We start from the raw sequence: 25,368 nt of genomic DNA on the forward strand, positions 1-25,368 counted from the left end.
CCGTGACCGAACCCACCTCCCGCACCGACGCAATGCGCACCGGTGAGGTGAAACACATGAAGTGGTGGGGCTGGGGCGTGGAAGGCGTCGGCTTCCACCACGAGGACAAGCCTGGTTTCGCCCCGTTCGTGCACAAGGCGGTCGGTCTCGACCTCCGGGCGGGCGAGCGCACCGGACAGCCCGACTTCTCACAGTTGAAGGTGCCGGCCTCGACGGTGCCGGAGGAGTTCGGCAGGGTTCTGAGCGGCATCGTCGGGCCCGGGAACGCCGTCGTCGACGACCTGTCCCGGGTCGTCCACACGTACGGCAAGAGCCTGCGTGACCTGGTCCGACTCCGAGCCGGCGAGATCGCGCGCACTCCCGACGTGGTCGTCTACCCGGCCGACGAGGCGGAGGTGCAGAGCGTCGTCGACGCGGCCGTCGAGGCGGACGCCGTGATCATCCCCTTCGGGGGCGGCAGCAACATCGCGGGCAGCCTCGAGCCGCACGCGGACGAGTCGCGGGTGGTCGTCTCGCTCGACCTCGGTCGCCTGGGCCGCGTGCTGGAGATCGACACCGACTCCGGCCTGGCACGCATCCAGGCCGGCGCGCTGGGTCCTGACCTCGAGGCGCAACTCAACCGGCGCGGCTGGACGATGGGGCACTTCCCCGACTCGTTCACCCACTCCTCGCTCGGCGGGTGGGTCGCCACGCGCTCGTCGGGCATGCAGTCGGACAAGTACGGCGACATCGCGGACATCGTCAAGGGACTGCGTGTCGTGCGGGCCGGCGGGGTCCTCGTGATCCGTGCCGTTCCGAGTGCGTCGACCGGGCCGAGCGTGCGGGAGATGGTGGTGGGCTCGGAGGGGCGGCTCGGCGTCATCACCGAGGTCACGGTGCAGGTGCACCGGCTCCCCGAGAGGCGTGGCATCTACGCCTACTTCTTCAAGAACTTCGACCACGGCCTCGCCGCGATGCAGGAGATCGCCGGGAGCGACGCCTCGCCCTCGGTCACCCGTATCTCGGACGCGCACGAGACGGGCTTCTCTCTCGCGACGACCAAGGAGTCGAAGGGTGTCGCCAGGACGGCGCAGGCCGGCCTCATGGCGTACCTCAAGCGGCGTGGCTGGGACCTCGACGAGATCTGCCTCTCGTTCATCGGCTTCGAAGGGGGCACGGCGCACGCGAAGCGTCAGAAGTCGATCGTCGACCGGATCGTGCGCAAGCACCACGGCATCGGCGTCGGCAAGGGACCCGGTGCACTCTACGACCAGAAGAAGTTCGACACGCCCTACATCCGCGACTTCCTGCTCGACCACGGTGCCGCAGGCGATGTGAGCGAGACCGCCGGGCCGTGGTCGAAGCTCCGTGGCATCCATGCGGCGGTCTACGAGGCGGCCGACAGCGCCTACGAGAAGATCGGCCGCAAGGGCTGGACGATGTGCCACATGTCGCACTCGTACCACTCAGGCGCCTGCCTGTACTTCACCTTCGCCTTCGTGTTCGGTGACGACCCGCTCGGCGAGTACGACACGGTCAAGCGCGAGATCCAGCAGGCGTTCGTCGACGCGGGCGGCACGATCTCGCACCACCACGGGGTGGGCCTGGAGCACGCGCCGTGGCTGGAGGAGGACATCTCGGCCCAGGGCGTCGCGGTCATGTCGGGCCTCTTCGACGCCGTGGACCCGGGTGGCAACTTCAACCCGCGCAAGATCGTGGTCTGAGCCTGGCGGTCCCTGCTGCCCAATCCTGGGGGAGAGTGCCGACTGAGTACGGCAACGGTCGTCGCTGTGACGGGTGGCGGTGTCCGGGCGGTGGGTGACCGCAGCTTCGTGGAGTCCGCGAGCTCGTCGAGGCCCCACGCGGGCCAGCTGACTGCCCACCAACTGCCGTGCGCGGCGGGAGACGCCCCGATGGGCGTGCGAGCCAGGAGCGATCCCCGCAGCAGACCACTCATGGCTTTCCCGGTCCACGTGCCGGTCTCGGTCAGCGAGACGAGCCACTGGGCCGCTCCGGCCCGCCCGCGCGCCATCGTGATCCGCAGGCACGCCTCGATCACCCGTCCGTCTCGATGGCGTACGGCTGTGGTGCCCGACCAGCCGTTCTGGGCCCGTCAGTGCTTGACGAAGTCCGGCGTGGTCTGCCCCTCGCCGAAGAGCGGTAGCACCAGAGCGGCCGACCGGCCCACTACGTCCGAGGCTGCGTACCCGACCAGGCGTTCGGCGGCCTGTGTCCATGCGGCGACGACCCCCTGCCCGTCCAGCAGGGCGATGGCCGCGTCGGGTATGTCGAGCCTCTCGGCTGGTTACCGAGTGCCAGGCGGTCAAAGCTCTTCGTGGTCATCGAACTGGCCGCCCTTGTGTGCGACGTGGGGGAGTGGGTGGAGATTTCCGCGCGTAGTTGAAAGGCCAATACAAAGAGGGCGAAGGCTCAGTGCCGATACTGCTCTGACCTGCAGAAATGCCGACTAGCGGTGATGGGCAGGGGTATGAAGCCCCCGTGTGACCCGTGGCTGAGCGCCGGGCTCGCCGGGCGGCAAGCCGGTCCCCGCGGTGCCGGCCCCACCTGCCGGATGTTCAGGCAGCGCTACCGGTGGGGCGGGGAGCACGCAGATGGGCGCGCTGGGCCAGCTCATCCTCTTCGACCACGGTGAGCATCGGCTGGCCCGGTGCGCAGAGCATGGTCACGACGAATTCGGTTCGCTGGTCATCCAGGGCGTTGCCATCCTGGTAGTGGATCACGTCCCCGCCCGGCTCCCAGAACGTCTCACCGGCCTTGATCACGCGCTCCGGCTCGCCCTCGAGCTCAAAACGCACCGCGCCCTCGGTGACGTAGCCGAAGGCCGGTCCCGAGTGCCGGTGCGGAGGCGCGCCGGGATCACCGGGTTCCCGCCAGACGATGATGGTCATCGACGTGGCGCCCTCGGGGACGAAAGGCGGCTTGACGTCTTGCAGCGTCTTCAGCTGCGACTTCCACAGCTCCGAGCGGGGCTGCTCTTCGGTCCTGTCCACTGATGTCTCGTCCGACATGGTGCTGCACCTCCGTGGATCACCATCCGCCGCCCGTGCCACTGCGCGGCAGCCGTACCCGATTCCAGGTTCACACCCATCCTTCGAGTGCACGACCGGGGTGGCCGCCTGGCCGGGCACGCCGGGCAGACACTGATCGGTCGGTGAAGGGTTTGCGTCCATCCCGAGTCGTCAGCACCCCTCGGGTGCGTGGTGGACCGAGAACTCCCCGACCGGATCGGCTTGCCGCATGCCTGGCACACGACCTCTGCGCCGAAGACTTCGCCGCAAACGTTGTGGATGAAGTCGACCCGGGGCACGGTGTCCTCGCCATGAGTGTCGCCCCAGCGTTTGCGACCCACCGGCACGCCGACGGAGCGCGGAAGAGGGGGGGGACCTGCAGAAGGAGCTGCCACCCGGCCGCGGCGGGTGCGCGCCGCCAAAGTGTACGCCTCCCGCAAGCACCCCGCTTACCTGCGCAGACGTGCCATTCGCTGCGCTCCTAGGGTCGTATCCCGAACAGGAAGCGCGTCGCCCGTGTGCGGCGGACCAGCAGCTCGTACGCGGTGAGGGTGAGGATGAGGGCGATCACCACGAGCACGGCGTACTCAACCAGGATCGGCGCAGACCAGCCAACCACGAAGTATGCGACGGCGACCACGATCGGCTGGTGCAGGACGTACAGCGGCAGCACGGCTGCGGCGAGATAGCCGTAGAGGCGCCGACGCGTCGTCGGGGTCGGGTTCGGCGCCGCACGCGGTTGCTCCGGCCGCCGACGGTCGAGGAGGCCCGGGATGGCCACCACCAGGCACCATCCGGCCGCACCGAACAGCGCCCGTGAGACGGTGGCCAGGGCGGTCATCTCCGTGAAGGGCTCCTCGGTCAGGGCAAAGCCGGGGCCGGCTGCCGCGAACAGCAGGGCGCCGAGCCAGGCTGCCGTCCCGGCGTCGCGCCGCATCACGGTGCGGAAGCGGTCGTCGGTGGCGAGCGCGAAGCCGGCGACGAAGAACAGCAGGTACGACCAGCGGTGCCAACCCGCGAAGTCCTCCTCCAGCCGTGCGAAGGCACAGATCGCCGCGAAGGCGAGGGCCGGCAGGAACACGACGCCCCGCCGGCGCAGGGTCGCCTCCGCCACCCGGTCGCCGATGCGGCGGACGCGCTCGCGCGGTAACCACCGGTGGAACGGCAGCAGCATGAGGGAGAACGCCAGGAGGAGCACGACGAACCAAAGATGGCCGGTCTCGAAGTGCTCGCCCTGGACGAGGAAGGGGAACTCCTCCGGCTCCAGGTGCACGTCGAAGAAGCGGGGCAGGAAGCCGAGGTACGACTCGTGGTAGTCGGCGTCGGCCGAGCGCAGCCGCAGCCACTGCGGCAGCGGGTTCAGCACGAGGGTCGCGAAGACCAGCGGAACGCCGAGCCGCAGCAGCCGCTCGCCGGCGAAGCCTCCCGCGCCGCGGCGCTGAAGCGAGTGCCAGGCACCCAGGCCGGAGATGAGGAACAGCAGTGGCATGGCCCAGACGACCCCGAACCCGGCGATGATCATGACGGCTTCGGTGGTCTCGGCGTTCTTGACGTAGAAGTCGTCGTCGGCAGCGAATACGAGCGCCGAGTGGAAGAAGACCAGCCCGATCACGACCAGCAGCCGGATCGCGTCCAGCTCCGGTCGCCGCTCCGGTAGCGGTGCCTGCGCCGGTTCTGTGCGCGTCCCCATGACTGTGCCCCCCGTCGCCTGTACGTCACCAGTGTTGGCAAGGCGCCCGCCGGGCGCCACCCCCGCAACGGACTCCGTTCACGCGGAAGATCAACTTTCGATGCCCGCCCTGGTGCGTCGGCTGCAGATCATGATCTTGCCGGTGAAGGCCGGCGCGGACCTGGGTGCGGCCTCGGGGCCGGCTACCACCGCGGGTTACGGCAACGAGCGTGTCAGCCAGACCACTTCGCCGTTGTCCTCCGTGGAAACGTGATCCCGCTCGAACCCGAGCTTCTCCAGGACACGGAGCGACGGTGTGTTCCACGTGCCGACGGTCGACCAGAGCCGTTTCCGCCCGGTCGCAATTGCGGCCTCGAGCACCGCACGGGCCGCCTCGGTGGCGTAACCATGCCCATGCGCGCGCTGGAACAACTCATACGCGATTTCGGGTTCGTCCAGGGTGGAGCGGCCGATGATCAACCCGCAATAGCCGATGAAGTCGCCTTCATCCCGACGCTGGATGGGCAGCAGGGCGATCCCCGTGCTCTCCGTTGCGGCGAGCAGTTCCGCGATGGCCGTCCGGATGCGCTCGACCGTGGGCGTGCCGTTGCCGCGTTCGGAGAGGAGGGCGCTGAATTCAGCGGCGTCCGACTCGGCCCACGGCCGCAGTATCAGCCGCTCGGTCTCAAGGTGGAACGCCATCGTCTCGTACGTAGACATGCCCCTACTCTGCCCCACGGCTCATCGCGCACCGCCCCGCACCTCATCTAGAAGAACCAGCGGCCGTTGCCGCTGTTCTGTCGTATGCCAGGTAGAAGCACTTGTTGAGGGCGACTGCCGTCGGTCGGCGGTCCGGGTGCGGGCATCCCACCCTGGTCCGCCTGCTATGGTGCGCCGATGTCAGCGATCAAGAAGTTCCAAGTCACCTTTGACTGCGCAGAACCTGAGCGCCTCGCTCGTTTCTGGTGCGAGGTGTTGGGGTACGTCGTACCGCCGCCCCCGGAGGGGTTCGCCACCTGGGAGGAATTCAACGGCACCCTGCCTCCTGCGGAGCGGGGTTCATGGTTCGCGTGCAGTGATCCCTCAGGCGTGGGCCCGCGCCTGTACTTCCAGCGCGTCCCCGAAGGCAAGATCGTCAAGAACCGCGTGCATCTCGACGTCCGGGTCGGCACCGGGCTCGTGGGGGACGAGCGCCTCGCCACGCTCGAAGCTGAGTGCGCACGACTCCTCGCGCTCGGCGCCACCCATGTGCAAACGCTGTACGCCGATGAGGAAAACGAGTCGTGCATCCCCATGCTGGACATCGAGGGCAACGAATTCTGTATCGACTGAGCATCCTCACGCCCGCCGCCGGAACCTCACGGGGTGCGCCCGTCTCTGATCGCCGCACCGGCTGAGTACGATCACCCACGCCGGTCTGAGTACGCGAACGGTTACCCGCCGCGTGCGGCGCCGGAAGGGTGGACGCATGCGCCGACTACTGCTGCTCACCCCACTGCTGCTGTTCGCCGTCGGCTGCGGGGTGGTGCAGTCCTCCGAGGACGAGGCGACGGACGCCGCACGGGAGGTGGCCAGGACCGCGGGTGAGCGGCTCTACGGCCAGCGTCCGCGCACGGCGGAGGAGGTCGGGCGCGCCGCTTCCGGCATCGACGGCGTGGAGGTACTGCGGGTGACGGGTACCTCGACACACGACGGGGACGGTGTCGACGTGGTCGTCCGCACGTCCGGCTCGGCGTACGACGGATGGCTCGACGCCGAGGAGGTCGTCGTGCGGCGCTGTTTTGCGGTGCGCGTGTCGCCCAGGTCGGAGTGGCGTGAGGATCCGCGTGACGTGGAGTGCCCGGATGGGCCTCCGCTGACCTTCGCCCCACCCCCCGAACCGCCCCGGTTGCCGTACGAGGAGCTCCGCGCGGAACTCCCCCGGGTGCCGGAGGGCGGCCGGGTGGACGAGGCCGAGGTGCGCCGTACGCTCGCCGCCCTGGACCTGGATCCGGCGATCCGTACCGAAGTGAAGGCGGACGGCGGCCTGGTCGGCGTTCTCCTGTCGGTGAAGGGCAACGGCTTCGACGCGCAGGACTGCCTTCTTGCCCGCGTGGGCCCCGGGGCCACCGAGGTGTGGGTGCCGCCCCGGATCCAGCGGATGCCCGGAGAGGGCGGCTGCACCGTCGGCAATGCCCTGGACCCGGAACCGCCACCGCACTGAACGCAGTGGCTGCCTCCGGTTCAGCGCCGCACCGTCTGCCACAGGGCGCGGTAGAAGTCGGGGTAGGTCCGTTCCACGTGCACGGCATACCGGACGGTTTCCGCATGGCGGGTGGGCAGCTGGTTGATCGGGACGCTCATCGCCGCGTGGTGCTCGATGTGCAGGTTGTTGCCGTTGGTGAACCAGGTGCTGAACCAACTCCCCCGGATGGAAGGGGTGTTACGAAGGACATCTGCGGTGTCGGTGTCGCAGAGGATGTGTTCCGGCAGCTCCACGAGGAAGTGCATCGGCACGGAGAGCAGCAGGGGCAGCAGCCACAGGAGCAGCACCTCCTCGTGGTAGCCGGCGGCGGTGAGGACGACCACCGAGGCGATGACGCCGCCGAGGACGAGGTGCTCGGTGATCATCCGGCGGTTCATCTTCCGGCTGATGCCGCCGAGTTCGTACTGCCAGCGACCGGTTGCCGCGCGGGCGACGTCGCGGACGACCACCGCGAGCCGCCGGTAGTCGAACAGTCCGCGCAGGAGCATCCCCTTCGTCAGGGGTTCACGGGTGTCGAAGCCGAAGAACTCGGTGTCCTGCGGCGTACCGAGGTAGCGGTGGTGCTGCAGGTGCCGGACCCGGTAGTGGCTGTAGACCACGAGCATCGGTATGCCGAGCGGCACTCCGACGAGCCGGTGCGGCCATGCCCGCCGGAAGGCCGAGTGGTGCAGGGCCTGGTGCTGCAGCCCGACCGCGTGGGTGTACATGGCGGCCAGGAGCACCACGCCGATGACCGCGGCCGGCGGTTCTGACCGCAGTGCGAGGGTGGCGCCGAGCGCGGTCAGCGCGGCCAGCTTGGCAAGGAAGATCCGTTCGTCCCTCGCGGCCGTTCGCGTCCGGGCGAACAACAACGTGGGGGACGGTGCCACGTGGGTCATCGAACATTCTCCGTGAGGGGGTTCGCTCAGCGTCCGCTGAGCAGCACGACGGGGTTCCGGCGAGGGCGGTGGTCCGGGCGTGGCCGACGCCCCTCCCGCGTTCGCGAAGAGCGGCACGGAGACGGTGAACACCATGCTGGCCTACGGGTGGCCGGGGGCCAGTGATGCCACGTAGGGGGCCAGTTTGGCGGGGCTCACCACCCACATGATGCGCTCGATGCCCCGCTCCGACACATCGGCAGTCACGAGCGCCACCGCGTCACCACGGGTCGAGACGAGGGCAGCCGGCCTGCCGTTGGCCTCCACCCAGCGGATCTCCGTCTCGGGCCAGAAGCGCGGGGAGTAGGCGACAAGAGTCCTGGAGACGTCTGCCCGGCCGACGATCGGGATCCTGGACGCTCCGCGCGTGCCCGCGCTGTCGGCGTAACTGACGACGTCGGCGGCGAGAAGTTCCTCAAGTGCCGCCAGATCGCCGGTTCGCGCCGCCGCGACGAACGCCTTCAGCAGGCGCCGGTGCGCGGTGGAACTGACCGGCTCCCTGCGTTCCGCCGCCAGATGCTTCCGGGCACGGCTCACCAACTGGCGCGTATTGGCCTCACTCGTCTCCAGGATGTCCGCGACCTGCTGGTACGGATAGTCGAATGCCTCCCTCAGCACGTAGGCGGCCCGCTCCACTGGGTTCAGCTTCTCCAGCAGGAAGAGAACCGCCATGTCGAGTGCCTCGGCCCGTTCCGCTCCCAAGTGCGGATCCACTCCGGTGTATACCGGCTCCGGAAGCCAGGGCCCGACGTACGACTCGCGCCGCATCCTGGCCGACTTGGCGCAATTGATGGCGAGACGGCTGGTGATCGTCGCAAGGAACGCGGCCGGATCCTGGACGTCGCCACGGTCGACGGTCTGCCACCGCAGCCACGTCTCCTGGACGATGTCCTCGGCCTCCGCGGCACTGCCCAGCACGCGGTAGGCGATACCGAAGAGCCGGGGACGCGCGGCCATGAAGTCCTTCGTCGCCTGCTCAAGGGAGTCTGCGTCATCACCCGCACGTATGAGTGGCCTCCAATGTCGCATCACCACGGCTCATGGCAGGCCCAGTGGGACGCGCGCTGAGCGGTGTGGTCCTGCTTGCCGCGGGATCCAGGTCGGACCGCCCCCTGAACTCAATGCTGGATGAACGTATCACACTGTCTGATCATCAAGGTGGACGGCGTGTTTGCGTGGGGAAGGGTAGGCGAAGCGCCAGGTAGACGGCTATCTGGGCGTGCTGTTGGCGTTATCTCGGGGGAGGGCCGCTCTCTTGATGTGGCGCCTTTATGACACTGTTGTGATGCTTAACTGTCTGCCGCGTCACATCGTGCCCGCGCGAGCCAGTCACGTACATATCTCCATGTACGCTGCATTCATGTCTGAAGGTGCAGCGATCACCGGTACCGCGCTGGTCACCGGGGCCTCGCGTGGCCTCGGCGCAGTGATCGCCCGACGTCTCGCGTCCGACGGGCACCCGGTGGCCGTTGTGTACCGGTCGGGGGCCGAGGCCGCTCGCCGGGTGGTGACGGACGTACGCGCCGCGGGCGGCACCGCCGAGGCCTTCGCCGCAGACGTGACCGACGAGGCCGCCGTCACCAGGCTCGTGGCGGACGTGACGGCCCGCCTCGGCCCGGTTGCCACTCTCGTCGTCAACGCAACCGGCCCGCAGCCCGACGTGGATCCGGCGACGGTGACCTGGCAAGACCATCTCGCCCAGCTCGTGTTCTTCGTCAAGAGCCCCGCACTGCTGATGCAGGCGGTACTGCCGACCATGCGCGAGCACGGTGGCGGCCGGATCATCCAGATCGGCTCGGACGTGCTGGAGCGCGCGGTGCCCGAGATGTCGGCCTACGTTGCCGCCAAGGCCGCCCAGCACAGCCTGACCAAGTCCTGGGCCCAAGCCCTCGGCCCGTTCGGGATCACCGTGAACACCGTCGCCCCAGGCTGGATCCCGGTCGAACGGCACGCCGGAGCGGACCCCGACTCCCTGGCCGCATACGCCGCCGAAGTGCCACTGGGACGCATGGGCCGACCGGAAGACGTCGCCGCCGCCGTGGCCTTCCTCGCAACACCGGACGCCGGCTTCATCACCGGCGAACGCATCAAGGTCAACGGTGGTATCGCCCTCAGCTAAGGGTTGTCCCTCAATCGCAGGAGGCCGCTCGGTGTGAGGTCACCTTGAGCGGTCGGTGGCCTGCTGTGACAGGGTTAGCCAGTGCCGTATGACCTCGCTCCCTACGACCTTACCTGGGCGGAGGTCGACCCCCGCCTCCACCCTTTCGACGCTCCGTCGACCCCCGAGGTGGTTGCCGCCCTTGGGCCTGCCCGGCAGGTGCCCGTCCGACCTGCGGGGTCCGCTGCGGACCCGGCTGTGATCGGCTGGTCCGACGGCGAAGGGCAGGTTTGGGCGGATGCCATGACCCGCGCCCTCGTCGAGCGCTTCGGTCGCTGGGCGCTCGGCTGGCGCTGGGGGGGCACGACGAGGGGGACATCGGTGGTGGCCCAGTCGGCAGTTGGTGCTGTCCACGGGACTCGATCACCAGCCCGGACGAGACTCTGACCAGAGTCGCCACGGCGTTGTGTGAGTGGCGCGCCTGGCTGGAGGACCTGGCCGGGCGTTTCGACCGGTACCGACTGGACTCCGTCTCGGTCGAGGACAGACAACACGCATGGCAGCGTGCTGCCGTTCGCCTGGTCACGCGTGTCGTGGACCGCACCCGCGCCGGGGATGCGTGGTACGGGCACTGCAAGCAGGTGCTCGCCTGGTTCCTCGCACGCTGGGGCGTGCCGGCGGCCACGGGGGAGGCGCTGGTCGAGGAAGCGATCGGCGGACGATTCGAGAGTTGGACCGGACCCGAGCCCGACGTCGTGGACGACGTGGCGCAGCGCCTCGCGCGGTCACTCGCACGGCCCGGCGGAGTCTGAACATGTCGTGACCGGACTGCCACCGTGGTCCGGCTCAGCCGGACACGTCCATGCGCTGCGTGCCGATCACCGACAGGAGCCGCAGCGCCTCCTCCGCGGGCGAGCCGGGGTCCGCGGTGTAGATCACGACCTGCTGGTCGCGGTCGGTGATGTCGAGGACGTCGCAGTTCACGGTGATGCGGCCGATCAGCGGGTGGTGGACGGTCTTGCGCAGGGTGGGCTCGGCATGCACGTCGTGGGCGGCCCACATCCGGGCGAACTCCGCGCTGCCGGCGAGGAGGTCCTCCACCAGGGCGGCCACCTCGGGGTCGTCGGGGTAGCGGGCGGCGGTGGCACGCAGGTGCCGGGCCGCGGCGTGGGCGAACGCCGCCGCCTCGGACGGGTCGTACACCAGCCGCTCCCGCGATCGCGGTGCGAGAAAGGCACGGCGGACCAGGTTGCGCTCGGGCCGGGACAGAGCCGAGAAGTCCTCCAGCAGAGCTGCCGCCAGGTCGTTCCAGGCGATCACCTCGTATGTCGCGGACAGCACGATCGCCGCGGCGTGCGGCAGCCGCCGCAGCAGGTCGAGGATGCTCTGCCGCACTTCACGCGGGGGCCCGGCGGGCGGGCCGGGCGGGGCGCCGGCGAGGTGGTGCAGGTGGTCGCGTTCGGCGTCCGACAGGCGCAGGGCCCGGGCCAGACCGGCGAGCACCTCGCGCGACGGGCGCGGGCCGCGGGACTGCTCCAGCCGGGTGTAGTACTCGGTCGAGATGAACGCCAGCTGCGCCACCTCCTCGCGGCGCAGCCCCGGGGTGCGGCGGCGCGGCCCGGCGGGCAGACCCACGTCGGCGGGGGTGATGCCCTCACGCCTGCTGCGCAGGAAGCCTGCGAGTTCCCGTCTGTCCACGCCGTCCAGTGTGCGCGGTGCCCCAAAGCCGATCCAGGTACCGCCGGTGCCTGGATGGGCTGCGCGGACGGACGCAGGCTCGATGCCATGGACGACGCACAGACCATCGACACCTCCGCCCCCGCCGCCATGGGCCTGCTGGCCGGCAAAGTCGCCTTCATCACCGGTGCCGGTCGCGGTATCGGCGCCGCCGCAGCGCGGCTGTTCGCCCGGGAGGGCGCCCGGGTGCTGCTCGCGGCCCGCACGGAGGACCAGCTCAAGACGGTGACCGAGGAAATCCGGGCGGCGGGCGGCACCGCCGGGTACGCGGTATGCGACCTGGCCGACGGGGCCAGTGTCCGTGCCGCCGTCGACCGCGCCGTGGACCTGTACGGCCGGCTCGACGTCGCCTTCAACAACGCGGCGACCAGCGTGCCGCCGGCCCCGCTGGACCACGTGCCCGAGGCGGATTTCGACCACGTCTACGCCGTGAACCTCAAGGGTCCGTGGCTGGCCATGTCCGCCGAGGTCGCCGCCATCCGGGCCACCGCCGGCACGGGGGCGATCGTCAACAACTCGTCCGTCGGCAGCCTCAGGGGCAACCCCACACTGCCTGCCTACGGTGCGATGAAGCGCGCGGTCAACAGCCTCACCGAGTCGGCAGCCGTCACCTACGGCCCGGAGGGCATCCGCGTCAACGCCATCGCCCCCGGCACCACACTGACCGAGATGATCCGTGAGTGGAACGACCGCGCACCCGGCGTCGTCGACCAGCTGAACGCGCGCACCCCGCTGCGCCGTGCGGCCGACCCCGACGAGATCGCCCAGGCCGCCGCCTGGCTCCTGAGCGACCGTGCCTCGTACGTCACCGGGACCGTGCTCCCGGTCGACGGCGGCATGCAGGCATGAGGCCTGGACACGCCTGACGGACCGGTCGCGGGCGGCTCCGGGGGGTCGCCTTGCCTCCCGCCCGCCACCGAGTCCCTTGGTGAACGGAACCGCTCTACGGCCGGAAGCCGTCGATCGCCAGTTCCAGCAGGCGCTTGGCCTGGGCGGCGCCTTCGGGGTTGTCGGGGGTACGCCACAGGCAGCTCATGAGCATGATGACGTCGACGGGGTCGATGCCGGGGCGTACCTCGCCTGCGCGTTCGCATGCGTCGAGGAGTCGGCCCACGGCCGCGGTGACCGGGGGCCACGAGGCGCTGACGACCTCTTGCGCGGCGGCGGAGTGCAGTGCTTCTCCGAGGCCGTGCTTGATGCGTACGTAGGCGGCGAGGGTGGTGAACCAGTGCTGCAGCGCGTCCAGCGGGGCGTGGGCGGCGAGAATGCCCGGCACCGAGTCCACCAGGCGGTCGACGTCGCGGCGGTGGACCTCCAGGATCAGCGCTTCCCGGGTGGGGAAGTGCCGGTAGAGCGTGCCGGGGCCGACGCCCGCGCGTTTGGCGATCGAGTTGAGCGAGGCGTCCGGGGATTCGGCGAGCGCGTCGTGGGCGACCTGGAGGATGGCTTCCCGGTTCTTCAGCGCGTCGGAGCGCTGCCGTGCGGCGTCGGGCATGGGTCCTCCAGGCGTGCGGACGGCCGTCCGTTGCGAAACGGAGAGCTCTCCGTTAACGTGGCCGAGGTCAAGCGGAGAGATCTCCGCTTAATGTCGTCCTCCATTGTAGGAGTCCCCTCGTGCGCTACATCAAACTCGGCCGCACCGGCCTGGACGTCTCCCCGGTGGCCATCGGCGCCATGACCTACGGCGAACCCGACCGCGGCCACCCCGTCTGGTCCCTGGACGAAGAGGCCAGCCGGCCCCTGATCAAGCACGCCCTGGAAGCGGGCATCAACTTCTTCGACACCGCCAACCTGTACTCCTACGGCTCCAGCGAGGAGATCCTCGGCCGCGCGCTGAAGGACTATGCGGACCGCGACGACGTCGTCATCACCACCAAGGTCCGCCACGTCATGCGCCCCGGCAGCCCCAACGGCGGCGGCCTGTCCCGCAAGGCGATCATGACCGAGGTCGAGCACAGCCTCCGTCGCCTGGGCACCGACCACGTCGACGTCTTCATGATCCACCGCCTCGACAGCGACACGCCGCTGGAGGAGACGCTGGAAGCGCTGCACGACGTCGTGAAGTCCGGCAAGGCCCGGTACCTCGGCGCGTCCTCCATGCACGCCTGGCAGTTCGCCAAGGCCCTCCACCTCCAGGAACGTCACGGCTGGGCCCGGTTCGTCACCCTGCAGGACCACTACAACCTGCTCGCCCGCGAGGAGGAACGCGAAATGCTCCCGCTCTGTGCCGACGAGGGCGTCGCCACCATGATCTGGAGCCCCCTGGCACGCGGCCGCCTCGCCCGCCCCTTCGACCAGGCCACCACCGGCGACCGCGCCGCGACCGACGGCGCCTACGCCGACACGCTCTACGGCAACACCGAAAGCGACCGGCAGATCATCGACGAGGTCGGCGCCATCGCCGCCGCCCGAGGCCGCACCCGCGCACAGATCGCCCTCGCCTGGCTGCGCCGCAACCCCGTCGTCGCGGCCCCCGTCGTCGGCGCCCGCACCATCCGGCAGATCGACGACGCCGTCGCGTCCCTCGACCTCGACATCACCGACGAGGAAGCCCGCCGCCTGGAAGCCCCCTACACCCCCCGCCACGACCTCCAGGGCATCTCCGACGTACGCGAACTCGAGCGCATCAAAGCCGGCATCCCCGGCTACGCCAACGTCTGACGCCGCGTCCGGCCGCGTGGGTCCCCGCCGGGCTGGAGTGCCCGCGGGTGCGCCCCGCGCTCGGGTTCGTGAGCGCGGGGCGCGGCGAGGACCTCACCGGCCGGCGGTGGATTGTCGCAATGCCCACCGAACCGAGACGGTCCTCGCCTCTCCGTCATCCGGCGTGTGTCACCGACGACCTGGGACATCGCACCTACCCCGTGACGCGGAACAGATGGGTCCCCGGGCCGACGGTGAAGCGGGCGGTGCCGCCGCTGCGTTCGCCGGCCGCTGCGGCTGCGGGTGCGTGCACCGTCTGCCCGCCGCTCACCGGTACGAGGACCTCGGCGGTCGCCCCCACCGGGACGTCGACGCGCAGGGTGAAGCGTCCGTGCGAACGGGTCCACGACGACGCAATCCGGCCGAGCGGTGACTCGACGTGGGCGGAGGCGTGCGTCAGGTCGCCGACGGCGTGCGGGCTGATCGTCACCTTCGTGTAGCCGGGCGCGGCGGGTTCGATGCCGGCGACGTCCTGGTAGAGCCAGTCGTCCACCGTGCCCATGAAGGCGTGGTCGTGCGAGCGCGAGTTCGCGTTCCACTCCTCCCACATGGTCGTGGCACCCAGGCCCTCGAACCAGTAGCCCCAGCCGGGGTAGGTCGGGTTGGTCGCCACCGTGTAGGCCAGGTCGGCATGCCCGGCGTCGGTGAGGACCGGAAGGAGCGCCTTGGTGCCGAGCGCGCCGGTATCCAGGTGGTCGCCGCGGGCGTGGATGTCCTCGACGAGGTTGTCGACCACGGCTCGGCGGTGTTCCTCGGGCACCAGGCCGAAGCTCAGCGGCAGCAGGTTCGACGTCTGCCGGTAGCCCGCGGCCTCGTCGTCGTAGTAGGCCTCCTTGTCCTGGTCGTAGAACGTGGCGTTGAAGGTGTCCTTGACCTGTGTGGCGAAGGCGCGGAAGTGACGGGCGTCCGCGTCGTGGCCCAGCGCCTTCGCCATCGTCGCCAGCCGCGTCGCGGTGAGGTAGATGTACGCGGTTCCGGACAGCCGGGTGCCCTCCGGCGCGTTGGCGCCCTCCGGGGAGAGCCAGTCGCCGTAGCTGAAGCCGGTGTAGATGCCGCCGGTGCCGGCGATGTCGTGCTCGTAGTGCTCGAGCCAGGCCTTCATGCCGTCGTAGTTGTCGGCGACCGCCTTGGTGTCGCCGTAGTACCAGTACAGGTCCCAGGCACCGAGGATGAAACTGGCGGACCAGATCGGATCCTTGACCTGCTTGCCCGACTCGGTGGTGGGCACCGTGGGTCCGATGGACCCGTCGTCGTTCTGGTCGTCGCGGTGTGAGCGCAGCCAGCTGTCGTAGAAGTTCTGCATGTCGAAGTTCGCGATCGCCGAGTCGGCGTACAGGAACCCGTCGGCCGTGTAGGGCCGCTTCTCGTACATGGGCGTGTCGGTCGGGATCGAGTGCAGGTTGTTGAGGATCGTGTCGGCCTGCGCGTCCTGGTAGCGGTTCAGCAGGTCACTGGAGCTGGTGAAGTCGCCGGTGGACGCCACCGCCGTGTGCACCCTCATCCCGTCGACCGACCGGAGGGCGACCCCCTGGGGGACGACGACCTGGGCGTAGCGGAAACCGGCGTAGCTGTAGCTCGGCTGGTAGTGCTCCACCCCATCGCCCTTCAGGGTGTACGAGTATTTCTGCAGGCCCAGTCCGAAGGCGCCGGTGTTGTCGACAGTGCCGTCGGCGCGCAACTTCTCGCCGTAGGTGACGGTGACCGTGGCCCCAGCAGGTCCCTGGACCCCGATGCGCGCCCAGCCGGCGGTGGGGCTGCCGTAGTCGTAGACGTGCGTGCCGTCGGCCGGGGTGCTGGTGTGCTCGGCCTTCAGGTGGTCGGTCACCTTGACGGGCGGGAAGCTCTCCGAGCGGAGCGTGCCCTTCGGGCCGTCGACCGTCAGCGCACGGCGCCAGGTGCCGTCGTCGAAGCCGGCACCGTTCCAACCGGACTGCTCCAGGCGGGCGTCGTAGGCCTCCCCGAACCAGAGCGACTGGGTGGTCGTCGGCCCGTCGGACACCTTCCACGAGTCGTCACTGACCACCTGCTGGTGCGTACCGTCGGTGTAGGTGATGTCCAGCTCCAGCTTGAGCTTGGGCTCGCCCCACCAGGACGACGCCTTCCACTCGTCCGGGTCGGTCATCGCGTAGAAGCCGCGCCCGAGGCTGACCCCGATGGCGTTGCCACCGGTGCGCAGGGCGTCGGTGACGTCGTACGTCGAGTACAGGACCGTCTTGTCGTACACCGTGAAGCCGGGCTCGAGTTCCCGGTCGCCGATGCGCCGGCCGTTCAGGTAGAGCTTGTTGTAGCCCAGGCCCGCGATGTGGGCGCGCGCCGACGCCACGTGCTTCTTCGCCGTGAACTCGTCGCGCAGCAGCGTCTCGGGCGGCGGCGGCGCCGACACCGACCGGTCCCAGGGGCCCGAGCCGTAACGTGCGGCCACGCGCGCGTTCGGCCACGCCGTGTCGTCGTACCCGGGCTGCTCCCACCCGTCGCCGGCGGAGGACGAGGCCCTCCAGCCGCTGTCGGTGACGATGTCGGCGGGCGAGCCTGCCCCCTGCAAGTGCAGGCTTCCGAGCACGCCCGCCGGTCCCTGATTGGTGTTCGTCGCCTCGACCGCCAGCACATTGCTGCCCGCGTGCAGGTAGGGGGCGATGTCGATCACGCTCGCCGTCCTCCAGGAGTCCGCGACGCGTGGAGAGCTCGCCACCTCGGTGCCGTTGACGTACAGCGAGAAGCGGTCGTCTGCGGTGAGCTGCAGCTCCGCCGAGGTGATCTGCGCGTCGGCGGGCACGTCGAAGCTCCGGCGCACATAGCGCGTCCCGGCGGGAGCCGAGTCGGCCGGGTCGCCCTCGGGGTACCAGATCCAGCTCGCGTCGTCGAGCCGCAGTGAGGGCGCCTTGTCGTGGGCCCCGATCCAATTCCCGCGGAAGTCACCGGGGTTGACGAAGGCCGTCTCGAATCGCGCCTCGCCACTCCACGGCGACGCCTTTCCGGACCCGTCCCAGACGCGTACACGCCAGTAGTAGCCCGAACGCGACGCGAGAGCGGGGCCGTCGTACGCGACGTCGAAGGACCGGGAAGAGCGCACGCGTCCGCTGTTCCAGACATCCGCCCGGCCGCCGCGGGACGTGGACACCTCGACCTCGTAGGCCACTTGCCCGGCGGTGGTGCGACCGGCTGCGCCATGGCCCGGTGCCACGTGCCAGCTCAGCCTCGGCCGGGGGACGTCGACTCCCAGGGGCTGGACCTGGTGCTCGACCTCGAGCCCGCTCACCGCGAGCGCCGACCCGCCTGCGGCCGGGCCCTGTTGGAGCTCCGGGACGGGCGCTCCCGCCGCGCCCGGCGCCGCTTCCAGCCCCCACGCCGCCGCGAGTGACAGCACCAGCCCGGCAGCGATTCTTCGCTTCCTCACGCTTGCTCCCATCGATGACACACGCTTCGGCATGCGGCGCGCACGCAAGCCGGCAATGAATCGTTTCAGTTGTTTCCCGTGTTACTCAACCACAGCTGTCAGGAGGCAGACAAGGTGTCGTCGGCGGCCGCCGGCAGGCCCGTCTTGCGGCGGATGAGGGCGCGTTGCCGTCGTGGCGTGGCGTGGCGTGGCGTGGCGTGGTCGTCGGGGTGACCGGCGTCCCGGTGAACTTTCGGTCTGTGCGGTGTGGGTTCCCGCCTTGCTGGCGTGCTCACGGGTACGCCCCGCGCTCGGGTTTGTGAGCGCGGGGCGCGTGTGTGCCGGGATCCGGCGGAGGTCGTGGTGTGCCCGGCGGGTGTCTTACGGGGGCACATGCTGAACCGGAAGCGGTACGCGGGGCGATGCCACGGAACGACCTCGAGCCCCCGCCGGGCAGCGGAACAAGCGGTCCCGAAATCTGTCATCAACAAGCCGCGGGGTGTCATTCTCATGCAGTCCTGCAGCAATACGAAAGCCGGGCTTTCACGATGATCCGGGACGAAGTGCGCCGAGGGAGCCGTGCTTCCCTCGGGGGTGGTGCGTGCGCCGCCGGAGCACCCGCCACTTTCGCGCGGAGAACCACGGTCGGGTGGAGCGGTGCAGCCAAGAAGCCGTGGTCGCGGCGGACGGTCCGCACATCGGTGCCGAGGGTTGCGGCATGTTCGACGCGGTGCCGGCGGTAGCCGTGGAAGGGACGAGGCGCCTTCGCACCCTGTACGACCGCCGTCTGCTGTCGGCTCCCGGTCGGACGCAGAAGGTGGGGCTCAACAAGTCCAGTCGCCAAGCCGCTCGAAGAGCCACAACCGGATGGGTTCCTGCTGGCCGGTCGCTACTCCCTGCTCGACCATGCGCACGCCCTGCAGCGACTGCTGCCCATGGCAGAGGAGCAAGGCGTCGGCATGGTCGTAGGAGGTCCCTATAGCTCCGGCATCCTCGCCGACGGCACCCACTTCGAGTACGTCACTGCCCCGCCCGAGATCGTGGCAAAGGTCGAGCGGCTGAAGGAACTCACCAACAGGCACGGCGTGACCATCAAGGCCGCCGCCCTGCACTTCTCGCTGGCGCACCCGGTCGCCGACGCAGTGATCCCGGGCGCGGCCCAGCCCGCCCACACCGTTGAAGACCATGCCGCGCTCAACGAGAAGGTGCCCGCCGAGTTCTGGGCCGATCTGCGTGCCTCCGGCCTGGTCAGCCCCATAGCGCCCCTGCCGGGCGGGGCGTAGGTCGCATCGCCGTCAACAGGCGTCCAACGAGTCCTGGAGGAGCGACATGGCATCCACATCGGTGAGCAGGGTCGTCCCGGCCTCTCCCGCACGCGTTTGGGAAGTGATCGGCGGGTTCGGATCGCTGCCCGACTGGCTGCCGTACATCCCCGAAAGCACCTTCTCGGAAGGTGGTCGAGTGCGGCACCTGAAGAACCCCGAAGGTGACCCCATCGTGGAGCGGCTGATGGCGTTCGACGAGGAGCAGCGGTACTACACCTACCACATCCTGCAGGCGCCCTTCCCGGTCGTCGACTACCTGTCGACCCTGCGGGTCTACGGGATCAGCGGCAACGAGAACGCCGCCGAAGTCCAGTGGTCCGGCCGCTTCGTTCCGAGCGGAGCCACGGACGAGGAGGTCGTCGACCTCTTCACGGGCATCTACCGTGACGGCCTGGACGCCTTGGTCAAGACCCTCGGTGGCTAGGAGCGCCGTCCTGAGCGCTGAGGGCACGATGCCCTCGATGAGGCCTGATCCTGCGGCGCCCTGTCCGCGCGACCGTCATGAAGGCGGCAGTTCACTGGAAGGGCGGGCGTCAGTCTTCGCGGCCGGGGAGCATGGTCAGGGCCTGGGAGCGCTGTGCGACGAGGCCGTCGTAGGTGCCGTCGCGCTCGGCCCAGCGGTGCATGAGGACGCCGTTCACGAGGACTTCGTTGGGGGTGGGGTCCTCGGAGAGCAGCTGCATGACCTCGGTGGCGAAGTCGTCGAGCGGCAGCGCGTGCGGGTTCACCTTCTCCTGGCCCGCAGTGGCGACGGCCGGGGGAACGAGCTCCACGACGCCGACACCTGTGCCGGCGAGCTGCGCGCGCAGTGCCTCGGAGTAGGCGTGCACCGCGGCCTTCGACGCGGCGTAGCTGGGCATGGGCGGGAACGGCAGGAAGGCGATGCCGGACGTGACCGTGATGAAGGTGCCGGCGCCCCGCCGGACCAGGTGCGGGGTGAAGGCGTCGATGACCCTGATGGTGCCGAGCAGGTTGGTGTCGATCGTCGTCTCCGTCGCCTCGAAGTGCGCGGGGTCGCGCAGATTCTCCAGGAGCATGACGCCCGACATCGTCACCACGGTGTCCAGCTCGGGGTACCGGGCCAGCACGGCGTCACGGGCAGCCGTTACGGAGAAACTGTCGGTGACGTCGATGTCGAACGTGGCGAAGCCTTGGGCGGCGAGGTCGGAGAGCGCCTGCGGGCTGCGCCCGCCGACGGCCACCGTGCTGCCCGCCGCCGCAAACCGGCGGGCCAGCTCTCGGCCGATTCCCGAGGTCCCGCCGACGATGAGAACGGTGCGATTGGAGAGATCCACGGGATCCTCCCTTCGGTGCAGGGCGCCAACGGCGCTAGGCCGCGGCGCAGACAGTGATGTCCGCTGTCTCTTTCGAAGCAGCGCAACCGAAGTCTCGACGGCATCCGCTGAATGAGGCAGGGCCCCCTTCTTCCCTGGTCCTGCCAGGGCCCCCTCTGAGGCACGCCCACCGCATTACGGTGTCGATATGAAGGACGAGGAATCCGGCAACCGGCTCGGCAGCTACCTTCGTGCCCGGCGCGAGCTGGTCTCCCCGGCACAAGCGGGGCTCCCGCCCGGCGGCAACCGCCGCGTCCCGGGCCTGCGCCGTGAGGAAGTCGCCCTGCTCGCCGGAATCAGCCCGGACTACTACCTGCGCCTGGAACGGGGCCGCGACAGGAACCCTTCGCCGCAGGTCCTCGCATCACTGGCACGCGTCCTGCAGCTCGACGACATCGAGCGGACGTATCTGCTCGGCCTCGCGGCGGCACGCCCCAGGGCGCCGCGCCGCAGCCGGCCCGAGCACGTGCCGGCGCGGGTGCACGAGCTGCTCGCCCACCTGCAGATCCCCGCGTTCGTCGAAGGACGCGCGTTCGATGTCCTGGCCTCCAACCCCATGGCCGTCGCGCTCTCCCCCCGCCTGCAGCCCGGCCAGAACCGGCTTCGTTCGCTTCTCCTCGATCCCGAGGAGCGAGCCTTCCAGCAGGACTGGACGAAAGCCACCGCCGATTTCGTCGCCGCCCTTCGCACCACCATCGGGGACGACACCGACGACCCCCGGTTCGTCGAGCTCGTCGGCGAGCTCGCACTGTCCAGCCGGCGCTTCCGCACCCTCTGGGCCCGGCACGACGTCCGCACTCTGGACGGTGGCACGACCACGGTGAACCACCCCGTCGTCGGTGAACTACGCCTCCACCGCGACAAACTCGCGATCGGCGATGTCATCCTCGTCGTCTACTACCCCGACAAGGGCGGCGACAGCGACGAGAAACTGCAGCTCCTTGCCGCACTCTCACGCACCGATTCCGCCGGCACGGCACCCGACAGGCCGACGGACAGCCCGCACCCGTAGGTCTCCTGACCTTCACGCGCCGTCCCGGCGTCGCAACCGGACCAAGCGGAGGGCAGTGCAGGAGCCGCCACCTGAACCGGGCCCCGACATCCAGGGTTCGCACAGGTATCCCAGGGAAACGTGGCAGGCTGGTCGGCATGTGCGGCCGCTATGTCTCCACCCGACGCCCCGAGGACCTGGTGAAGCAGTTCCGGGTCACCGAATGGAACCCCGAAGCCCTCGTGGCGCCGAACTGGAACGTCGCCCCGACCAACCAGGTGTGGAGCGTCTTCGAGGGCGTCGACCGGGAGACCGGGGCGCTGGAGCGGCAGCTGCGGCCGCTGCGGTGGGGTCTGGTCCCGTCCTGGGCGAAGGACCCGGCGATCGGTTCCAAGATGATCAACGCGCGGATGGAGACGGTCCACGAGAAGCCCGCCTACCGCCGTGCCTTCACCAAGCGCCGCTGCCTGCTGCCGGCCGACGGCTACTACGAGTGGGTGCCCGTCCCGTCCACCGAGGACAAGAAGGCGCACAAGCAGCCCTACTTCGTCAGCCCGGAGGGCAGTGACCAGGGCATGGCCTTCGCGGGCCTGTACGAGTGGTGGCGGAACAAGGCGGTCGTCGGTGACGACGACCCGGGCGCCTGGCTGGCCACGTGCACGATCATCACCACCGAGGCGACCGACGCCGCCGGCCGGGTCCACCCTCGGATGCCGTTGACCATCGCGGCCGCCGACTACGACGCCTGGCTCGACCCCGAGCACCAGGACCCCGACGAACTCCGCGCCCTGCTGACCGCGCCCGCCGATGGCCACCTGTCGGTCAGGCCCGTGTCACTGAAGGTCAACAGCGTCCGGAACAACGGTCCGCACCTCTTGGACGCCTCCGAGTTCGAAGGCTGATCCCCCCCGGCAGCGAAGGGCTGTGATCAGCGCGAGCAGTCGACTCAGGCGGTGGAGGGCCGGACCTCGACAGGAGCGGGCCGCTTGCCCAGGTTTCGCCAGGCAATGGCGCCCACGATGGGGAACAGGACCATGATGACCAGCCAGCCCACCTTGGGCAGGGTTCGAATCCGTGCGGCAGGGGTCCTGATGCAGTCGACCAGGGCATGGACGTACAACGCCGCGACGATTACGTACATCGCGTAGACCGGCACTGACGTCATCGGGTCACCTCATGTGCAAGGGCGGCTGCTCGCTTGTGTGCGGCACGGCCTGGCCCCACTGGATGGTCATATTAACGGGCATCCCAAGGGGCGGAAGAAACCCTCGGACGGCCTACGGCCACGAGGGAAGACACGACACGCGCGGTGACGGTTCCGTTGCGCCGGCGCGTTCCGGCACGGCACGGGACCCCGGCAGATGGCGGCCGGGGTCCCGTGCTGGGGGTGTGTCTCGTTCCCAGGATTCAACGACCGGCAGTAGAGGGCGTCACGGCCCGAGGGCGGGGTGCGTGATTTCGCGGAGCGGCTCGTCGCCCTTGCCCCATTTAGATGCCGTCTGTAATCTATTGTTGTAGGTCCGGCCGCAGGCAGTGCTGTCCAGCGTGGGGGTTTCCTCCTCGGTAGGTGACGGACCTCCGGACACCGGCCTTGCCCGCGTGCCACCGGGGATCCCGAGCCCGCACCGGCAACACCGGCGAAGAAGAGGCGAAGAATCGATGACCACGATTTTGATCACGACAGCCAACGGGGAGACCGGCCGACCGATGGTCGACTACCTGCTCACGGAGGGCTTCCACGTGCGCGCCATGGTCCGCACGGACGACGAGCGGGCACAGCGGCTGCGCGACAAGGGCGCCGAGGTCGTATTCGGAGACCTGCTCGACCTCCGCGACGTCCGTAGGGCCATGGAAGGCGTCCAGCGCGCCTACTTCAACTACCCGCTCGGTGAGGGACTGGTGGAGGCCGCGGTGATGTTCGCTCAGGCCGCCAAGGAGGAGGACCTCGAGCTCATCGTGAACATGTCGCACTTCCAGTCCCGCCCCCACGCACGCAGCAAGGCCACGCAGAACCACTGGCTCTCCGAGCAGATCTTCGACTGGTCGGGAGTCCCCACCACTCACCTGAGGGTCACGTTCTTCATGCAGTGGCTGCTCTACATCTCCGGGCTGATCCGCTACGGCCGCTACGCGATGCCGTTCGACAAGGAGAGCCGCTTCGCCCCGATCGCGGGCCGCGACATCGCGCTGACCGCTGCCAATATCTTCGCCTCGCCCGAAGGGCACGGTGGGCGGGTCTACGCCCTGACCGGCCCTGTGGAATACAGCCACGAAGAGCTCGCGGCCGAGGTCGGCCGGGTGCTGGGCAAGGACCTTCCGTTCGAGCAGGTCACCGTGGCCACCTTCCTGGAAATGCTCGGTATCGGGCAGGACATGGCGAAGCTCAAGCACTTCGAGGCTGTGACCCTCGACCAGCAGGAGGGCCGCCTGGCGGGCATCACTGATACGGCCCCGCGCATCAACGGGCAGCCGCTCACGACGGTCGAGGAGTTCATCACCGAACACCGCTCGGCGTTCGAGCTCGACTACATCAAGCCGAGCGCGTAGTCGGCCGGCCTGAGATCGCCCGCAGCACGGCGAGCCGTCCAACGCCGGCACCTTACGCGGCGGACCTCAGTGGTCAGCTCGTTCCTTCCCGGTGGGTCGGATCGTCGGAGTCGCCGCCGGGGAGGTCGACAAGGATCACTGCCACGTCGTCGCTCAAGTGGCCCTCGGTGTGGTGGAGCAGCCGCTGGTGCAGTCGTGCCAGGAACTCCTCCGGGGTGGCGGCGTGTAGCGCTTCCATGGCCTCGGGCAGGGCGAAGAATTCGTCGTCGCGGTTGCGGGCTTCGATGACGCCGTCGGTGTAGAGCAGCATCCGGTCGCCGGGGAGGAACGGATGGCTCTCCGCCTTGGGCGGAGGTCCGGTGTAGAGGTCTTCCAGACCGAAGGGCGGCAGCGGGCAGGACGGCGTCAGGGCTTGCACTGTGCCCTGGTGGAGCAGCAGCGGCGGCGGGTGGCCACGGTTGATCAGCTCCACCACATGTTCGCCCGGGGTGCCCGGGATTTGGGCCAGTAGGGCGGTGGTGAATCCCTCCAGGGCGACTTCTGGCTCGAACGCCCCCGGCACGTCCGCCTCCCGCAGCAGCGCGGCCCCACAGTGGTCCATGACGTCCACCAGGTCGTTCTCGTAGTGCACGGCTTCCCGGAAGGCGCCCAGCGCCACCGCGACCGCCCGCATGGCATTCAGGCCCTTGCCGCGGACGTCTCCCACGATCAGACGGACGCCGTAGCGTGTCAGCACCGCCTCGTACAGATCACCGCCGACCTGCGCGCCCGTCCCCGCCGCGAGGCTCAAGCTGGCCGTCCGTACCGGACCCAGCCGCGCCGGAACAGGCCGCAGGATGACGTCCTGTGCCGCCACGGCGATACGGCGAACCTGATCGAGCTCGCTGCGCCGACGCGCACGCACCGCCTTGCTCAGCATCACACTGGCCACCGACACCACCAGCAGACCCACGAGGTTGCCGAAGACCAGATGGGTTCCCCACGCATGGTTGTAGGTGGCCGTGGTCACGTTGACGACCAAGGCAGCAGCCGCCGCCGACAGGGTGCCCTTCGGGCCCATCGTCAGTGCTGCCAGCGCCGGCACGGCGGTGAGGAGGGGGCCGGTCATCAGGAAATGCGCAGGTGACAGTTCGATCCCCAGCACGCCCAGCGCTATCACGAAGGGCACAGCCTGCGTGAGTGCCAGGAGGAGCCTGCTGTGGCCGCCCGCTCCCGGCCCGGGAGACGAGCAGGACGGTGACCGCATGCATTCAGCCTGCCCCAGTGCAGCGCCGATCGCACCGCCGAGCGTCCGGCACGGCCTGACTCATGCCGAGCGCAGCGCTCGCTCCGTACAGGGACGCTGCCGCTCATCAGGCTGTGCCGCAGCGAGTGATCAACTGCATGAGTTCAGGGGCTGACAGGCTTGTCACGAGACGCCGCAG

At 69.4% G+C, this 25,368-nt stretch carries 23 protein-coding genes and 1 pseudogene; 12 read left to right on the top strand and 12 right to left on the bottom strand.

Going from position 1 to position 25,368, the window contains the following annotated elements; all coding sequences use genetic code 11:
* Positions 1–2 precede the first annotated feature (2 nt).
* Positions 3–1,703, top strand: a complete 1,701-nt coding sequence (locus ABZ312_RS19910) for an FAD-binding oxidoreductase (RefSeq protein ID WP_500358422.1) — start codon at positions 3–5, stop codon at positions 1,701–1,703.
* 389 nt (positions 1,704–2,092) lie between these two features.
* On the opposite strand, the gene ABZ312_RS19915 is transcribed toward ABZ312_RS19910, so the two are convergent.
* From ABZ312_RS19915 to ABZ312_RS19930, 4 genes are all read right to left on the bottom strand, one after another.
* On the bottom strand, positions 2,093–2,266 hold the full coding sequence (locus ABZ312_RS19915) for a PAS domain S-box protein (RefSeq protein WP_500358439.1): 174 nt from the start codon (positions 2,264–2,266) through the stop codon (positions 2,093–2,095).
* A gap of 289 nt (positions 2,267–2,555) precedes the next feature.
* Complete coding sequence (locus tag ABZ312_RS19920) at positions 2,556–3,008, bottom strand: cupin domain-containing protein (RefSeq protein ID WP_500326108.1); 453 nt, start codon at positions 3,006–3,008, stop codon at positions 2,556–2,558.
* Between the two features lie 481 nt (positions 3,009–3,489).
* Positions 3,490–4,698, bottom strand: coding sequence for an acyltransferase family protein (locus tag ABZ312_RS19925; RefSeq protein WP_500438342.1), 1,209 nt, complete (start codon positions 4,696–4,698; stop codon positions 3,490–3,492).
* A 195-nt stretch (positions 4,699–4,893) separates the two neighbouring features.
* A complete protein-coding gene (locus tag ABZ312_RS19930; RefSeq protein ID WP_500438344.1) occupies positions 4,894–5,397 on the bottom strand; it encodes a GNAT family N-acetyltransferase in 504 nt (167 codons plus the stop codon).
* 177 nt (positions 5,398–5,574) lie between these two features.
* Between ABZ312_RS19930 and ABZ312_RS19935 the strand changes: the two genes are divergently transcribed.
* Positions 5,575–6,009 carry a VOC family protein gene (locus ABZ312_RS19935; RefSeq protein ID WP_500438346.1) on the top strand — a complete coding sequence of 145 codons (435 nt, stop codon included), beginning with the start codon at positions 5,575–5,577 and terminating at the stop codon, positions 6,007–6,009.
* 136 nt (positions 6,010–6,145) lie between these two features.
* On the top strand, positions 6,146–6,880 hold the full coding sequence (locus ABZ312_RS19940; protein ID WP_500326101.1) for a translation initiation factor IF-2: 735 nt from the start codon (positions 6,146–6,148) through the stop codon (positions 6,878–6,880).
* Between the two features lie 20 nt (positions 6,881–6,900).
* Here the strand turns inward: ABZ312_RS19940 and ABZ312_RS19945 are convergent, their stop codons facing one another.
* Both ABZ312_RS19945 and ABZ312_RS19950 read right to left on the bottom strand, forming a co-directional pair.
* A complete protein-coding gene (locus tag ABZ312_RS19945) occupies positions 6,901–7,800 on the bottom strand; it encodes a fatty acid desaturase family protein (RefSeq protein ID WP_500438347.1) in 900 nt (299 codons plus the stop codon).
* A 141-nt stretch (positions 7,801–7,941) separates the two neighbouring features.
* Positions 7,942–8,868 (bottom strand): RNA polymerase sigma-70 factor, encoded by a 927-nt coding sequence (locus ABZ312_RS19950; RefSeq protein WP_500358428.1) that lies wholly within the window; start codon positions 8,866–8,868, stop codon positions 7,942–7,944.
* Positions 8,869–9,199: 331 nt separating this feature from the next.
* Between ABZ312_RS19950 and ABZ312_RS19955 the strand changes: the two genes are divergently transcribed.
* Positions 9,200–9,958 (top strand): SDR family NAD(P)-dependent oxidoreductase, encoded by a 759-nt coding sequence (locus ABZ312_RS19955; RefSeq protein WP_500326100.1) that lies wholly within the window; start codon positions 9,200–9,202, stop codon positions 9,956–9,958.
* A gap of 443 nt (positions 9,959–10,401) precedes the next feature.
* Entirely contained in the window at positions 10,402–10,749 is a 348-nt protein-coding gene (locus ABZ312_RS19960) for a hypothetical protein (RefSeq protein WP_500438349.1), read from the top strand.
* 34 nt (positions 10,750–10,783) lie between these two features.
* On the opposite strand, the gene ABZ312_RS19965 is transcribed toward ABZ312_RS19960, so the two are convergent.
* Complete coding sequence (locus tag ABZ312_RS19965) at positions 10,784–11,635, bottom strand: helix-turn-helix transcriptional regulator (RefSeq protein WP_500438350.1); 852 nt, start codon at positions 11,633–11,635, stop codon at positions 10,784–10,786.
* A gap of 87 nt (positions 11,636–11,722) precedes the next feature.
* Here ABZ312_RS19965 and ABZ312_RS19970 point away from each other — a divergent pair, with 87 nt between their 5' ends.
* Positions 11,723–12,523 carry an SDR family NAD(P)-dependent oxidoreductase gene (locus ABZ312_RS19970; protein ID WP_500438351.1) on the top strand — a complete coding sequence of 267 codons (801 nt, stop codon included), beginning with the start codon at positions 11,723–11,725 and terminating at the stop codon, positions 12,521–12,523.
* Positions 12,524–12,617: 94 nt separating this feature from the next.
* Here the strand turns inward: ABZ312_RS19970 and ABZ312_RS19975 are convergent, their stop codons facing one another.
* A complete protein-coding gene (locus ABZ312_RS19975; protein ID WP_500358434.1) occupies positions 12,618–13,169 on the bottom strand; it encodes a TetR/AcrR family transcriptional regulator in 552 nt (183 codons plus the stop codon).
* Positions 13,170–13,288: 119 nt separating this feature from the next.
* Between ABZ312_RS19975 and ABZ312_RS19980 the strand changes: the two genes are divergently transcribed.
* Entirely contained in the window at positions 13,289–14,335 is a 1,047-nt protein-coding gene (locus ABZ312_RS19980; protein ID WP_500438352.1) for an aldo/keto reductase, read from the top strand.
* Between the two features lie 193 nt (positions 14,336–14,528).
* On the opposite strand, the gene ABZ312_RS19985 is transcribed toward ABZ312_RS19980, so the two are convergent.
* Positions 14,529–17,768, bottom strand: coding sequence for a family 78 glycoside hydrolase catalytic domain (locus tag ABZ312_RS19985; RefSeq protein WP_500438353.1), 3,240 nt, complete (start codon positions 17,766–17,768; stop codon positions 14,529–14,531).
* A gap of 827 nt (positions 17,769–18,595) precedes the next feature.
* Between ABZ312_RS19985 and ABZ312_RS19990 the strand changes: the two are divergent.
* Both ABZ312_RS19990 and ABZ312_RS19995 read left to right on the top strand, forming a co-directional pair.
* Positions 18,596–19,030 (top strand): annotated as a pseudogene (locus tag ABZ312_RS19990) (aldo/keto reductase); the annotation flags it as partial.
* A gap of 46 nt (positions 19,031–19,076) precedes the next feature.
* The gene (locus ABZ312_RS19995; protein WP_500438355.1) at positions 19,077–19,496 is read left to right on the top strand and encodes an SRPBCC family protein; all 420 of its coding nucleotides are present in this window, start codon (positions 19,077–19,079) and stop codon (positions 19,494–19,496) included.
* Positions 19,497–19,605: 109 nt separating this feature from the next.
* Here ABZ312_RS19995 and ABZ312_RS20000 read toward each other — a convergent pair whose 3' ends face one another.
* A complete protein-coding gene (locus ABZ312_RS20000; protein ID WP_500438357.1) occupies positions 19,606–20,367 on the bottom strand; it encodes an SDR family oxidoreductase in 762 nt (253 codons plus the stop codon).
* Between the two features lie 187 nt (positions 20,368–20,554).
* Here ABZ312_RS20000 and ABZ312_RS20005 point away from each other — a divergent pair, with 187 nt between their 5' ends.
* Both ABZ312_RS20005 and ABZ312_RS20010 read left to right on the top strand, forming a co-directional pair.
* Positions 20,555–21,418: a helix-turn-helix domain-containing protein gene (locus ABZ312_RS20005; RefSeq protein ID WP_500326085.1), complete on the top strand. Its 864-nt coding sequence runs from the start codon at positions 20,555–20,557 to the stop codon at positions 21,416–21,418.
* A gap of 137 nt (positions 21,419–21,555) precedes the next feature.
* Positions 21,556–22,299, top strand: coding sequence for an SOS response-associated peptidase (locus tag ABZ312_RS20010; protein ID WP_500326083.1), 744 nt, complete (start codon positions 21,556–21,558; stop codon positions 22,297–22,299).
* A 44-nt stretch (positions 22,300–22,343) separates the two neighbouring features.
* On the opposite strand, the gene ABZ312_RS20015 is transcribed toward ABZ312_RS20010, so the two are convergent.
* On the bottom strand, positions 22,344–22,562 hold the full coding sequence (locus ABZ312_RS20015; RefSeq protein ID WP_500326081.1) for a PLD nuclease N-terminal domain-containing protein: 219 nt from the start codon (positions 22,560–22,562) through the stop codon (positions 22,344–22,346).
* Between the two features lie 494 nt (positions 22,563–23,056).
* On the opposite strand from ABZ312_RS20015, the gene ABZ312_RS20020 reads away from it, so the two are divergent.
* Positions 23,057–23,944: an NmrA family NAD(P)-binding protein gene (locus ABZ312_RS20020; RefSeq protein WP_500438359.1), complete on the top strand. Its 888-nt coding sequence runs from the start codon at positions 23,057–23,059 to the stop codon at positions 23,942–23,944.
* Positions 23,945–24,017: 73 nt separating this feature from the next.
* Here ABZ312_RS20020 and ABZ312_RS20025 read toward each other — a convergent pair whose 3' ends face one another.
* Positions 24,018–25,088, bottom strand: a complete 1,071-nt coding sequence (locus ABZ312_RS20025; protein ID WP_500438361.1) for a PP2C family protein-serine/threonine phosphatase — start codon at positions 25,086–25,088, stop codon at positions 24,018–24,020.
* Between the last annotated feature and the right edge of the window lie 280 nt (positions 25,089–25,368).

It is taken from the genome of Streptomyces sp. NPDC006207 (genome assembly GCF_040613835.1).
GTDB lineage: Bacteria > Actinomycetota > Actinomycetes > Streptomycetales > Streptomycetaceae > Actinacidiphila.

Bases quoted from the DNA above. Each gene is read 5' to 3' on its own strand.
- ABZ312_RS19920 (WP_500326108.1), bottom strand. From the start codon at position 3,008: ATGTCGGACGAGACATCAGTGGACAGGACCGAAGAGCAGCCCCGCTCG.
- ABZ312_RS19925 (WP_500438342.1), bottom strand. From the start codon at position 4,698: ATGGGGACGCGCACAGAACCGGCGCAGGCACCGCTACCGGAGCGGCGA.
- ABZ312_RS19930 (WP_500438344.1), bottom strand. From the start codon at position 5,397: ATGTCTACGTACGAGACGATGGCGTTCCACCTTGAGACCGAGCGGCTG.
- ABZ312_RS19935 (WP_500438346.1), top strand. From the start codon at position 5,575: ATGTCAGCGATCAAGAAGTTCCAAGTCACCTTTGACTGCGCAGAACCT.
- ABZ312_RS19940 (WP_500326101.1), top strand. From the start codon at position 6,146: ATGCGCCGACTACTGCTGCTCACCCCACTGCTGCTGTTCGCCGTCGGC.
- ABZ312_RS19945 (WP_500438347.1), bottom strand. From the start codon at position 7,800: ATGACCCACGTGGCACCGTCCCCCACGTTGTTGTTCGCCCGGACGCGA.
- ABZ312_RS19950 (WP_500358428.1), bottom strand. From the start codon at position 8,868: ATGCGACATTGGAGGCCACTCATACGTGCGGGTGATGACGCAGACTCC.
- ABZ312_RS19955 (WP_500326100.1), top strand. From the start codon at position 9,200: ATGTCTGAAGGTGCAGCGATCACCGGTACCGCGCTGGTCACCGGGGCC.
- ABZ312_RS19970 (WP_500438351.1), top strand. From the start codon at position 11,723: ATGGACGACGCACAGACCATCGACACCTCCGCCCCCGCCGCCATGGGC.
- ABZ312_RS19975 (WP_500358434.1), bottom strand. From the start codon at position 13,169: ATGCCCGACGCCGCACGGCAGCGCTCCGACGCGCTGAAGAACCGGGAA.
- ABZ312_RS19995 (WP_500438355.1), top strand. From the start codon at position 19,077: ATGGCATCCACATCGGTGAGCAGGGTCGTCCCGGCCTCTCCCGCACGC.
- ABZ312_RS20005 (WP_500326085.1), top strand. From the start codon at position 20,555: ATGAAGGACGAGGAATCCGGCAACCGGCTCGGCAGCTACCTTCGTGCC.
- ABZ312_RS20010 (WP_500326083.1), top strand. From the start codon at position 21,556: ATGTGCGGCCGCTATGTCTCCACCCGACGCCCCGAGGACCTGGTGAAG.
- ABZ312_RS20015 (WP_500326081.1), bottom strand. From the start codon at position 22,562: ATGACGTCAGTGCCGGTCTACGCGATGTACGTAATCGTCGCGGCGTTG.
- ABZ312_RS20020 (WP_500438359.1), top strand. From the start codon at position 23,057: ATGACCACGATTTTGATCACGACAGCCAACGGGGAGACCGGCCGACCG.